Source organism: Paenibacillus sp. Y951 (genome assembly GCF_056786395.1).
Window position 1 is genome coordinate 1 of sequence record NZ_JBXCIY010000022.1, and the last position, 11,886, is coordinate 11,886.

The window sequence follows — 11,886 nt, forward strand, 5'->3', positions numbered from 1 at the left end:
CGAACACGACCGTTAAGCCTTTCAGCGCCGATGGTACTTGGACCGCAGGGTCCTGGGAGAGTAGGACGTCGCCAAGCACGGATGAGTCTACTGCATATGCAGTAGGCTTTTTTGTTGTTTTCTAACGGGTGATTACGAGGGATCGCTGTAGAGTGAAGAACATTGTCTAAACAATGACAGATAGAGGCAAGTTCAAAAGAAAATGAAGTAGTTTGGCTTAATGTTATTCATTTTCTCGCCCTTTAAGCCGTTAATAAGGTATAGACTATTATTATAAGTCAGAAAGGATAGGATATTGTGAAAGTGCTTGATCGTTGGAACATATTATTAGGACAGGGGCATAGATGGTTAGCTATTGCACTCGTGATCACGCTTATAACAACTTCTATGACAGGAATTGCATATGCGGCAGAGGATAAGGTAATAGGAATTGAATTCGATTATGATTCTTCCGATTACAATAGTAATACTTCAGCTCTTGAATTATTTGTAGAAGATGACAAGGTGAATTTAGATGTACTAGCTGAGATGTCAGAATCAACATCGAAGAAGGATGTTACATCAGCCGTGACATGGAAGTCTTCAAATACGGCCTATGTAAAAGTTGAAAAAGGCGTTCTTACCGCTGTTGGTAAAGGAACTGCTACAATAAGTGCTACATATAAGGATTATAAAATTTCGATTAAAGCAACTTCAGACTATATTTACGATAGTATAACGCTAATGGAAAACAACGTGGCTGCTCCCGCAAAAACCGAAATTGAGATTGGCGAAGAACTAGTATACACACTTGATGGTTCCAAAGATTCCGTCGTGGAGGATATTACTTCAGAGGCGACATGGACCTCCTCCAATTCTTCAATTGCTAAAGTGGAAGAAGGTACAATTACACTGCTAGCAACGGGTACAGTTACTATTACTGCGAAATTAAAAGGAAAAACAGATTCAATTAATATCGTTGTAACTTCACCATATAAATCAATTTCAATCTCTCCTGAAAAGTTAATTGAGCTTGAGATTGGTACGGATGATAAAGAACTGCAAGCTACTGCTCAACCTAAAGGTGGAGGGCTGTCTGAGGTTGTTACGGATGTTGCAGAATGGACAAGCGCTAATCCCGAGATTGCTTCCGTTGAGAAGGGCATTGTAAAACCTATAAGTCCTGGTCAGACAACGATCAGTGTCTCATACAAGGGAGTAAAGACATCAATCGATGTTATTGTGCGTACTGCATACCAATCGATTAGATTATCACCAGATACAGAATACCATATGCTTTTGCAGGACAAACCTTTACAAATTGAAGCTGAAGTATTGAATAATTTCAATGTTTCATATAATGCTACTAAATTAGCTGATTGGACTACATCTAATGCGGTCGTTGCTACGGTGTCAGATGGTCTTGTAACGCCAAAAGCGATTGGAACAACAAAAATTACGGCATCCTATAAAGGGGTAAGCCGCAGTATTAATGTTACAGTTTATCCAAGCGTTAGGGAGCTCAGTTTAGAAAGTGAAACGCTTGATGGCTTTATTAATAGTAGTGAAGAGCTGCCAGCTGTCGCAGGAAAGCTATTTGATGGCTCAACAGTTGATGTATCTAAGCTTGTGGAATGGTCTTCTAAGGATCAGAAAATAGCTGTCATTGAAGATGGAAAGTGGAGTGCTAAGGCTTTAGGAGAAACTATTCTTACAGCTAAGATAGGCAACTATGAAGTTGATGTGAAGCTAATTGTACACACAAAACCACTTAAGCTAATTATTGATACTAAAGAATTAAATATTATTATTGGAAAAGATTCTGCTTATCCATCTGTCATTGTTATTAATGAAGGTGGAGAGGAGGAGAATGTTACCGAAAGAGTGAAGTGGAAAGTTTCATCTGATAATCTCATAATGAAAACAAATACCATTAAAGGATTAGAAGCATCGCTCGTTACATTAACAGCTACCTATCTGAATAAATCAACATCTGTGAAAGTACGGATTAATGAGGAAATTGTAAAACTTGTTGCTGAGCCTGAATCTTTGGAGCTTAATCCAAACAAGTCAAAAACAATTAAAGTAAGAGGTTATTATAAGGACGGTAGATCGATACTGCTTAGCTCTAAAATAAACTGGACGGTATCGCCAGCAACACTTGCATCAGTTAAAGGTTCAACGATTAAAGCATTAAAGGTAGGAACAGGTGTAGTGTCAGGATCTTATCAAGGGCTAACAATCAGTGTTCCAATTAATGTTACACCAAAGCTAAAATCATTAACTCTTTCAGACAGATCGGCTAAGCTAGCTCCAGGTGGAACGTTCACGGTTAAGCTTACGGCCAACTACACTACTGGAAACCCGGTAGAAGCGACAGAAGCTGCTTTATGGACATCGTCAAAGGCTAGTGTTGCCACTGTTAAAAATGGTAAAATAACAGCGATCGCTAAAGGCTCTGCTACCATTAAAGCAACCTTTGGAGGGAAAAGCATAACGATACGTGTTATCGTAAAATAGCAAACAACAAAACATCCTTAGCCTTCGGCTAAGGATGTTTTGTTGTTACTAAGAAAATATGCCGCATGATTTGAATGGTTTTGAGCTCCCTACGTAGAAATACTTATCATGATAATGGGTGAAGATTAAGGTTGAAAGTAGTTCACTTCTTTGTTTTGTATACGGAGAATACCTGTTTGTTTCTTTTTATTGAGCTTACGTAATCGAATGTTAAGCAGTAGTCGCGGCATGAGCAACCAAATATGCCAAGTCATTAGACTACTCATAATAGATGGATGAAGCCAAGGATACAATATCCCGATAATAATAATACCGAGCCAAAATAAATGATTATGAACTTTACGGAATACTGTGAAGCTAATATCATTAGCAGGCATAAATCCAGTCCACGGCGGAATAATCGTCCATTTCCATTGGCGATCGGCAGCTTCATTAACTTGTATAAACGTTATTAAAATAATAATAATGTGTAGTATTTGAACAGCAGCAAACCCGATTAACCATGCAAATAACCCATACATATTATAATAAAGCATTTGAAACCCTAAAAGTAATAGTACACATAGTATATAACTGAGGAGCATTTCAGGACGTATACAAATTTTCAGAACATGTTTATACTGGTAAACGGTTGCTGTAGGGTGATCAGTTAACGATTGCTTCATACATATATCCCTTCTTCAAACATGGTTATACTATATATATCGGTTATTTTCCAATCTATGTTTATAAGAGATATTTATATTAGGTAGGGTTAAGCGATATATTGAAAATAGCGATGTATATTTTCATAGAATATAAGACATACTATTAGTATAAGTTCAAACAGCTATTAGAAAAAAGATAGAATGACAAGGTGGCTATACTATGAACACAATAACAGAACACAACTGTACGATATGCGGTTTACAACGAGCAGAAGGTATTCGTATCGTTTCCAGCTTTATTTGTTCGAGCTGCGAACATGAAATGGTAACTACAGATGTGATAGATGAAAAGTATCCTTTTTTCATAACTAAAATGAAGCATATATTTTTTAAGAAAAACGCGTAACGACTACCAATGGGTGGTCGTTTTTTGTTTGCTAGTATACAGAGATATGATACAGTTAATGCAAGCTATCGTAAGGAGTTGAAACATATATGCAAAAGCATTGGCATGCGCCATTATTGGAACATCTCATACAGTTTTCACAGCAAAAGCCGTTGTCTCTACATGTACCTGGTCATCGTCATGGCGAAGTATATGATCAACTAACAGAGCAACTACGACATACAGATTATGAAGAACTCATGCGATATATGGCTAAGCTTGGAGCGATTGATGTAACGGAATTATCCCATACCGATGATTTGCATGATCCCGAGACCATTATTAAGGACGCGCAAGCTGCTACAGCAAAGCTATACGGTGCCGAGCAAAGCTTTTTTCTAGTAGGTGGAAGTACGGCAGGTAATTTAGCGTTGATACTATCTCTTTGCGACACGAATGATTATATAATAGTGCAACGCAATGTCCATAAATCAATAATTAATGGCTGCAAATTAGCAGGAGCTAACGTTATATTTCTTAATCCAGCCAATGAGGCTACGACAAATTTACCTGTTATACCAAGTATTAATACTGTGCAGCAAGCATTAGTACAATACCCACAAGCGAAAGCTGTGTTTCTCACGAACCCTAATTATTATGGAATTAGTGCGGACTTAACAGAATATGTAACACTTATCCATGACTACCATATGCCACTACTAGTTGACGAAGCACATGGCGCTCATTATGGAATAGCACCCTATGCGCCACATTCGGCGCTCGAGGCAGGAGCTGATGCCGTTGTACAGTCTATGCACAAGACGTTACCCGCCTTCACAATGGGGGCAGTATTGCATACACAAGGGCAGTATATATTGAAGATGAGGTTACAGCATCAATTAAGCATCATTCAAAGTTCGAGTCCATCTTATGTTATTATGGCATCGTTAGATGCAGCAAGAGCGACTTTGGAGTGTTATGGCTATGAATGGTTTCTTCAAACGTATACGATTGTGAATCGATTAACAGAGTGGCTTCATAGTAAGCAATTATGTTTACGTGTTGAACAGTTAGATAGTAAGTCATTAGAGTATAAGCAGGATCCATATCGAATGCTATTGTTTGATCAGTCTAATAAGGTGACGGGTCATCAACTACAAAAAATGCTGGAAGCGAAAATGGTCTGGGCTGAAATGGCTAATGAAAAATATGTAGTACTAGTATGGCATATGAATGCTACAGAACAACAGTATGAAATGGTGCAACGGGCGTTATTAGAAATTCATCAGCAGATTTCAGTTATGGTCGCGTCGTGTCATTCTGTTTCTACTATTATAAATGCGACCGAAGTAACGATTAGCAATCCCGTTAAACTGCAACGGTTTCCTAGCAACAGGAAGGTAGAAACGATCGCACTAATTGAGGCAAAAGGAAGACATAGTGCGGAAATGGTCATTCCATACCCACCAGGCATTCCTATTTTATTTGAAGAAGAGGTTGTTCAAGCTGTTCATATTGATTATTTGCTGCAATTGATTCATTCAGGGGCAAGATTTCAAGGTTCAACTACAATATCTGAAGGAATGATTAAAGTATTTATATAGGAAACGTATAATATAGATGGTTAGTCTGATACAATAATAAGTATATTTAGAATGAGAATGCTATTGGTAGAATAGGGGCTTGTACGTTGAATAAGGGACTATTTATTTCATTTGAAGGCGGCGAGGGTGCAGGTAAGTCCTCCGTTATTACATTGCTAACTACAGCGTTAATAGAGCAAGGACATAAAGTGATCGTAACGAGAGAACCAGGTGGCATTCCGATTGCAGAAAAAATTAGAGAAGTTATTCTCGACCTAGAACATACTGCAATGGATGCTCGCACTGAAGCTTTACTATATGCTGCAGCTAGACGCCAACATCTTGTAGAAAAAGTCATACCTGCTCTTGAAGAAGGATATATTGTTATATGTGATCGATTTATTGATAGTAGTTTAGCCTATCAAGGTGTAGCACGCGGACTAGGAATTGATGAAATATGGTCTATTAATCAATTTGCTATTGAGCATCTAATGCCACAATTAACGATCTACATGGATGTAACGCCAGAAGTAGGGCTAGCTAGAATTGCAGCGGCGGCAGGACGTGAAATTAATCGACTTGATTTGGAAAGCAATAGCTTTCATGATAAGGTTAGGGCAGGATATTTGACTTTATGTGAACGCTACAGTGATCGTATGATTAAAGTGGACGCGAATGAGAGCCAACAAGATGTTTATCATAACATTTTTAATATTGTTAGCGCATTTATAGAAGGAAAATGATTAGGTAGCGTCAAAATGTAACATATACACGTGATGTCTTATTCGTAAATAATGTGAATTGCGTTCAATCGCACAACCAAGATTTCAAATTCTATCATATAATAGGGGGAATTCTTATGAAATTGGTCATTGCAGTAATTCAGGATAAAGACAGTAATCGTTTATCGATTGCGTTAGTTCAAGAGGGCTTCCGCGCTACAAAGCTTGCAAGTACGGGTGGTTTTTTACGAGCTGGTAATACAACCTTTTTGATCGGTGTCGAGGACGAGCGTGTACATGAGGTTTTCCAAGTCATTAACAATAGTTGTAAAGTAAGAGATCAATTGGTTACGCCAGTTACACCAATGGGTGGGTCGACCGATTCTTATATTCCATTCCCTGTAGAGGTACAGGTGGGCGGGGCAACGGTATTTGTAGTTCCAGTAGAAAGATTTGAACATTTTTGAATGGAAGTGAGCATGAATGAGGGTAGACCAAAGCTTTAGACCACTTGGGCAAAGTCGCACAGCTAATGAAGGTGTTAATAAGCAAGTCCAGTCTAATCAGTTTTCTGAGATGTTAATGCAGAAAAATAGACAGCATACTGTTAGTGAAATGCAACAAATGATAAAAGGTATTCAAGAACAAGGTGATCGTCTGTCACGACATATGACTGTTCGCGAATTGAAAATTTATCGCCAAATGGTCAAACAGTTTTTAGAGGATACACTCAGAAAAGGCATTGGCTTGAAAGAAGTACGAGGCTTTGATCGTCGAGGCCGTGTAAAGCGCTATAAGCTATTAGAAGAAGTGGATGAAAAGCTAGTATTATTGGCCGAAGAATTGTTAGCAACGGAAGAAGGCCGTATACAGCTACTTCATACACTAGGTGAAATTCGAGGCATACTTATTAACTACGTGTTTTGATGTAAGGAGCATTAAGATGATGACTGAGGATACGACAGAGCAACAATGGAGAGCACAGCGAATATTGAAAAATGCACTTAGAGACAATCGTATATCGCATGCCTATCTATTTGAAGGACCCTCAGGAACAGGGAAGTTAGCTACAGCCAATGCTTTCGCAAAAGCGATATTTTGCTTGCACCCAATAGACGGTACAGCTTGTGGAGAGTGCCAACAATGTCGGAAATTCGAAAATGGTAATCAACAAGATATCAGGTACATCGCTCCTGAAGGGCAAAGTATAAAAATCGATCAAATCCGTCAATTACAGCGAGATATGTCATATCGTACAACATCGGCTGGGCAAATGATCTATATCGTAGAGCAAGCTGAAAAAATGACCGTTCAAGCGGCTAATAGCTTATTGAAGTTTCTTGAAGATCCTGTATCACCTGTCGTTGCCATACTAATTAGTCACAATGAACAGGCTTTACTGCCAACCATTAGATCAAGAACGATGCGCGTTCCATTTACCCCGCTTGCACCAGAGATTATGTTGCAATTACTTGTAGCAGAAGGCATCTCACCAACATTAGCTAGGACGGCTGTTCATCTTTCGTCTGGTATCGATGGGGCTCGAGAAATTCTTGAAAAGAATGGGTTTGCAGAAATTAGAAGCCTAGTGATACAATTAGGAAAGGAAAGTATAATAAAATATACTACAGCAATGGTGACCGCCGGGCAAAAGCTATTCAAAACTGAATATGCGGAGCAAATATCGCTTGTGCTACAGTTACTATTGTTATGGTATAAAGATATGACACAATTCCAAGCTGGGAGAAATGAGAACATTGTTTTCATTGATCAATTGGAGTGGATCAGCGAGCATGCGTTTTCACGCTCATTCGCTAACTGGGTTACATGTATGGAATATGTACTGGAAGCGGACAAGCGTATGAGAGCAAATGTAACGCCCCAACTTTCTTTTGAACAACTTTTGGTTAAATTACAGGAGGGCTAATCCTTGTATAATGTTATAGGTGTTCGCTTTAAGAAAGCGGGCAAAATATACTACTTTGACCCTGTAGAGCATCCCGTAGAAAAGGATCAACACGTTATTGTTGAGACAGCCAGAGGAATTGAATACGGTAAAGTAGTTATTGGTCAAAAGCAAGTAGGAGAAGAGGATGTTGTACTACCTCTTAAGCGCGTCATTCGTATTGCAAATGACTCTGATGCACAAGTTGTTGATGAGAATCGCAATGCTGCAACAGGAGCCTTTACAACATGTATTGAGAAAATTCAACACCATCAATTGCGTATGAAGCTAGTGGACGTTGAATTTACTTTTGATCGCAATAAAATTATTTTTTACTTTACTGCTGAAGGAAGAGTCGATTTTCGTGAACTTGTGAAAGATTTAGCAAGTGTATTCCGCACTCGGATTGAGCTACGTCAAATCGGTGTACGAGATGAAGCGAAAATGCTAGGTGGAATTGGTCCTTGTGGTAGAGTATTATGTTGTTCATCTTGGTTGGGAGATTTTGAGCCTGTTTCTATAAAAATGGCTAAGGATCAAAATTTATCGTTAAATCCAACCAAAATATCAGGACTTTGTGGAAGATTAATGTGTTGCTTGAAATACGAGCATGATAATTATGAAAGTGTTCGTGAAGAGATGCCTACAATCGGTAAAATGGTTGTTACTTCTATGGGTGAGGGCAAAGTGACCGGAATTAATGCTTCGACAAAAACAGTATTTGTACAGTTATTTGATATACCAGGTAAGGCAAAAGAACTTTCTTTAGATGAAGTAGTAGTGAAATAGGCATAATGCCAATAGTAGCTTAGCATGTGACTCTGGGGTGGATACTTAGAGATGAAGGATATATTTATTCAAATGACTGAAATAGAAGAGCGAACAGGACAATTACATGTCGATCTTGCTTTGCTGAAACAGCAAGTAGTAGCGTTAATAGAAGATAATCAACGTCTATCTATTGAAAATGAGCAACTTAGACAAGTATTGAAGCGGGAGCATGATTCTGAGCGAGAAGTGGATACAAGTTCTTCTGTCCACGAGAAAACAAATCAGCATACGAAGCAAACAGCGGATTCTTTAGAGCAATCTGCTGAACCAGGCGAAGGTCATGATAATTTGGCAAACTTATATCATGAAGGCTTCCATATTTGTAATGTATACTATGGACATCTTCGTACCGAAGGGGATTGTCTGTTCTGTCTGTCTTTCTTGAATAAGTGAGAACACATTGAGATATAAGGGCCGCCCCAGATCTAATAAGGGCGGCTTTTTTTAGATGAAAGTTCAAAAAGCGGACTTTGATAACGATGAGTACGCTAAAGTAGCATATTCGGCGTCGCATCTGAAACGAACTTGGAAAGTATAGCGTAAGCTTCCGATGTATGTTTCTTACAGAAACATTGTAGGATCGCGTGTACCAAACACGTACACTTGCGCTTCCGCCTTTCTCAAGTAGCGTTTCACCTGCTCGGTTCTGAAAGCCCACTTTTTGAACCTCGATTGGACGATGAAGTTCAAAACAAACATGGCCTGACAGCCACCACTAAAGATGAGTCTTTCTAGGAAGACACCGTATAAAAAGCGGACTTTTATATAAATACAGTAATGTAAGGAGAGAGAATTGCTTGGTCACACACAATCCAGTAGAGCTATTTGAAGGCGAACGAATTGATGATTTATTAACGGAATCACAGTTGAAAATTATTCAAAGTAGAGAAGTGTTCAGCTTTTCATTAGATGCGGTCTTACTCGCTCGGTTTGCTCGCTTTCCGAAGAACGGTAGAGCAGCTGACTTCTGTTCAGGTAATGGTGTTATAGCGCTACTGAGTACCGATAAGACGGAGGCTCATATCGATGCGATAGAGATCCAACCGCGTGTAGCGGAGATCGCAAGACGTAATGTAGCGATGAATGGGCTAGAGGAGCGTATTACAATTATTGAAGCTGATTTGAAGGAATATGCCCAGGCAGCGGAAAATGGTATATACGATGTTATAACGGTTAATCCTCCCTATATGAAGTCTGCTGCTGGTGATATGAATATTAATGAACATTATGCGATTGCTCGCCATGAAATTCATTGTAATGTCGAAGATATAGCTAAAGCTTCATGTAAATTACTTCGTCCAGGTGGAAAGTTATTTATGGTTCATCGACCATCGCGTCTAGTCGATATCACGGAGGCATTACGCAAATGGAAAATTGAACCTAAAGTTATTCAGTTTGTACATTCTCATATCGATTCGGAAGCTAATATGGTATTAATTGAAGCAACGCGTGATGGGAAGCCTGATATTAGAGTACTACCACCACAAATTGTATATAATGAAGCGGGAGAACAAGTGATATGAACATTCAGAAGAGCTTTATAGGGGCTTCACAGGAGCAACAAGTGGGTAAGCTGTATTTAGTTGCTACCCCGATTGGTAATCTTGAAGACATGACGATGAGAGCGATTCGTACATTACAGGAAGTTGATCTTATTGCTGCAGAGGATACAAGACAAACGAGAAAGCTATTAACGCATTTTGAAATCAAAACAAAATGTGTTAGCTATCATGAACATAATAAGGAAGCTAGTGGACCTGAGTTGATTAAGCTTCTATTAGAAGGAAATAATATTGCACTTGTAAGTGACGCAGGGATGCCGGCGATATCTGATCCAGGAGTAGATATTGTAAGAGATGCAATCACTAGCGATATTTCAGTTATTCCGATACCAGGAGCAAATGCAGCCTTATCTGCACTTATTATGTCAGGCTTGCCAACGGATCGATTTTCATTTATTGGTTTTTTACCCCGTGATAAAAAAACGATTATACAACTCCTTGATAAATATTCATCTTATACAGAGACACTGATTCTTTATGAATCTCCACATCGAATTCGCAAAACCTTAGCTATATTATTAGAAGTTTGGGGTAATCGTAAAGTTGCCATCGTAAGGGAGTTAACGAAGCGTCATGAGGAAGCTTTGCGAGGAACGTTGACGGAATGTATAGACTGGTTTGAAGAACATCAACCAATGGGGGAATTTTGTATCCTTATTGAAGGTTTGGATCAAGAAGGAATCAAGCAGCTAGAAGCCGCAGCTAATGAATGGTGGCAGAGATTGACTCTTGAAGAGCATGTAGAGCATTATGAAGCAACGATGTCTAGGAAGGATGCAATGAAGCAAGTAGCGGGAGATCGTGGTGTGTCCAAACGTGACATCTACAACGAAATCAATAGATGAGATGAAGTTCAAAAAGCGGGCTTTGATAACGAAGTGATGCTAACGTAGCATATTCGACATCGCATCTGAAACGAACTTGGAAAGTACGGCGTAAGCTTCCGATGTATGTTTCTTACAGAAACATTGTAGGATCGCGTGTACCAATAACGTACACATGCGCTTCCGCCTTTCTCAAGTAGCGTTTCACCTGCTCGATTCTGAAAGCCCACTTTTTGAACCTCGATTGGAAGATGAAGTTCAAAACAAGCTAGAGACTTGTGTACGTATAACGTACACGGTTGCTTACTTGATTTTTGAGTAGTGCTCTGTCTGCTCGGCTTTCGAAAGCCCACTTTTTGAACCTTGATTGGAAGATGAAGTTCAAAACAAGCTAGAGACTTGTGTGCGTATGACGTACACGGTCGCTTACTTTAATCGAGACAAAAAAAAGACCTTCCTGACAGAAAGCGTCCAGGAAGGCATCAAGGAGTATTTAAAAGGTTAGAATTAACATATCAATAAATACATTATACATCATTTTTCTTATTTTGTCACAGGTTCAGGCATTTCTGATAAACAGCTATGGCAAATAATTTTTCCTTTGAAGTAAGAAACGTTTTCTGCGTTACCACAGAAGATACATGCAGGCTCGTATTTTTTCAACATAATACGTTCACCGTCTACATAGATTTCAAGAGCATCTTTCTCTCCGATACCTAATGTACGTCTTAATTCGATTGGAATAACGACACGACCTAATTCATCTACTTTACGTACAATACCTGTTGATTTCATCATAATAATTCCATCCTCTCGAAAGTTAACAATGCCATCGTTCGACAATGTTCGTGTTATTTACATTAATAATACCAACAATTACCATACCAG

14 protein-coding genes and 1 rRNA gene are annotated in these 11,886 nt (G+C 39.0%); 13 read left to right on the top strand and 2 right to left on the bottom strand.

Annotated elements, in window-relative coordinates; translation table 11 throughout:
* Positions 1-77 (top strand): 5S ribosomal RNA (rrf, locus tag AC1TPB_RS21475); the annotation flags it as partial.
* 220 nt (positions 78-297) lie between these two features.
* Positions 298-2,499 carry an Ig-like domain-containing protein gene (locus tag AC1TPB_RS21480; protein ID WP_482078384.1) on the top strand — a complete coding sequence of 734 codons (2,202 nt, stop codon included), beginning with the start codon at positions 298-300 and terminating at the stop codon, positions 2,497-2,499.
* 125 nt (positions 2,500-2,624) lie between these two features.
* On the opposite strand, the gene AC1TPB_RS21485 is transcribed toward AC1TPB_RS21480, so the two are convergent.
* Positions 2,625-3,164 carry a transposase gene (locus tag AC1TPB_RS21485; protein WP_482078385.1) on the bottom strand — a complete coding sequence of 180 codons (540 nt, stop codon included), beginning with the start codon at positions 3,162-3,164 and terminating at the stop codon, positions 2,625-2,627.
* Positions 3,165-3,366: 202 nt separating this feature from the next.
* Between AC1TPB_RS21485 and AC1TPB_RS21490 the strand changes: the two genes are divergently transcribed.
* From AC1TPB_RS21490 to AC1TPB_RS21540, 11 genes are all read left to right on the top strand, one after another.
* Entirely contained in the window at positions 3,367-3,552 is a 186-nt protein-coding gene (locus AC1TPB_RS21490) for a sigma factor G inhibitor Gin (protein WP_482078386.1), read from the top strand.
* 89 nt (positions 3,553-3,641) lie between these two features.
* Complete coding sequence (locus AC1TPB_RS21495) at positions 3,642-5,135, top strand: aminotransferase class I/II-fold pyridoxal phosphate-dependent enzyme (protein WP_482078387.1); 1,494 nt, start codon at positions 3,642-3,644, stop codon at positions 5,133-5,135.
* Positions 5,136-5,221: 86 nt separating this feature from the next.
* The gene (gene tmk / locus AC1TPB_RS21500) at positions 5,222-5,857 is read left to right on the top strand and encodes a dTMP kinase (protein WP_482078388.1); all 636 of its coding nucleotides are present in this window, start codon (positions 5,222-5,224) and stop codon (positions 5,855-5,857) included.
* A 116-nt stretch (positions 5,858-5,973) separates the two neighbouring features.
* Complete coding sequence (locus AC1TPB_RS21505; protein ID WP_482064584.1) at positions 5,974-6,303, top strand: cyclic-di-AMP receptor; 330 nt, start codon at positions 5,974-5,976, stop codon at positions 6,301-6,303.
* A 16-nt stretch (positions 6,304-6,319) separates the two neighbouring features.
* Positions 6,320-6,763: a YaaR family protein gene (locus tag AC1TPB_RS21510; RefSeq protein WP_482064585.1), complete on the top strand. Its 444-nt coding sequence runs from the start codon at positions 6,320-6,322 to the stop codon at positions 6,761-6,763.
* Positions 6,764-6,782: 19 nt separating this feature from the next.
* Complete coding sequence (holB, locus tag AC1TPB_RS21515; protein ID WP_482078428.1) at positions 6,783-7,763, top strand: DNA polymerase III subunit delta'; 981 nt, start codon at positions 6,783-6,785, stop codon at positions 7,761-7,763.
* Positions 7,764-7,766: 3 nt separating this feature from the next.
* Positions 7,767-8,570 (top strand): PSP1 domain-containing protein, encoded by an 804-nt coding sequence (locus tag AC1TPB_RS21520; RefSeq protein WP_482064586.1) that lies wholly within the window; start codon positions 7,767-7,769, stop codon positions 8,568-8,570.
* A gap of 51 nt (positions 8,571-8,621) precedes the next feature.
* Positions 8,622-9,005 (top strand): initiation-control protein YabA, encoded by a 384-nt coding sequence (locus AC1TPB_RS21525; protein WP_482078389.1) that lies wholly within the window; start codon positions 8,622-8,624, stop codon positions 9,003-9,005.
* A 404-nt stretch (positions 9,006-9,409) separates the two neighbouring features.
* The gene (locus tag AC1TPB_RS21530; protein WP_482078390.1) at positions 9,410-10,135 is read left to right on the top strand and encodes a tRNA1(Val) (adenine(37)-N6)-methyltransferase; all 726 of its coding nucleotides are present in this window, start codon (positions 9,410-9,412) and stop codon (positions 10,133-10,135) included.
* Positions 10,132-11,019, top strand: coding sequence for a 16S rRNA (cytidine(1402)-2'-O)-methyltransferase (gene rsmI / locus AC1TPB_RS21535; protein ID WP_482078391.1), 888 nt, complete (start codon positions 10,132-10,134; stop codon positions 11,017-11,019). Before AC1TPB_RS21530 ends, rsmI begins: the two co-directional genes overlap by 4 nt.
* A 346-nt stretch (positions 11,020-11,365) precedes the next feature.
* Positions 11,366-11,503, top strand: a complete 138-nt coding sequence (locus tag AC1TPB_RS21540) for a hypothetical protein (RefSeq protein WP_482078392.1) — start codon at positions 11,366-11,368, stop codon at positions 11,501-11,503.
* 38 nt (positions 11,504-11,541) lie between these two features.
* Here the strand turns inward: AC1TPB_RS21540 and AC1TPB_RS21545 are convergent, their stop codons facing one another.
* Positions 11,542-11,796 carry an AbrB/MazE/SpoVT family DNA-binding domain-containing protein gene (locus tag AC1TPB_RS21545; RefSeq protein WP_482064590.1) on the bottom strand — a complete coding sequence of 85 codons (255 nt, stop codon included), beginning with the start codon at positions 11,794-11,796 and terminating at the stop codon, positions 11,542-11,544.
* Positions 11,797-11,886 lie beyond the last annotated feature (90 nt).

Coding starts and splice junctions, on each gene's coding strand:
- holB (WP_482078428.1), top strand. CDS start 6,783: ATGACTGAGGATACGACAGAGCAACAATGGAGAGCACAGCGAATATTG.
- AC1TPB_RS21490 (WP_482078386.1), top strand. CDS start 3,367: ATGAACACAATAACAGAACACAACTGTACGATATGCGGTTTACAACGA.
- AC1TPB_RS21485 (WP_482078385.1), bottom strand. CDS start 3,164: ATGAAGCAATCGTTAACTGATCACCCTACAGCAACCGTTTACCAGTAT.
- AC1TPB_RS21545 (WP_482064590.1), bottom strand. CDS start 11,796: ATGATGAAATCAACAGGTATTGTACGTAAAGTAGATGAATTAGGTCGT.
- AC1TPB_RS21525 (WP_482078389.1), top strand. CDS start 8,622: ATGAAGGATATATTTATTCAAATGACTGAAATAGAAGAGCGAACAGGA.
- AC1TPB_RS21505 (WP_482064584.1), top strand. CDS start 5,974: ATGAAATTGGTCATTGCAGTAATTCAGGATAAAGACAGTAATCGTTTA.
- AC1TPB_RS21510 (WP_482064585.1), top strand. CDS start 6,320: ATGAGGGTAGACCAAAGCTTTAGACCACTTGGGCAAAGTCGCACAGCT.
- AC1TPB_RS21495 (WP_482078387.1), top strand. CDS start 3,642: ATGCAAAAGCATTGGCATGCGCCATTATTGGAACATCTCATACAGTTT.
- rsmI (WP_482078391.1), top strand. CDS start 10,132: ATGAACATTCAGAAGAGCTTTATAGGGGCTTCACAGGAGCAACAAGTG.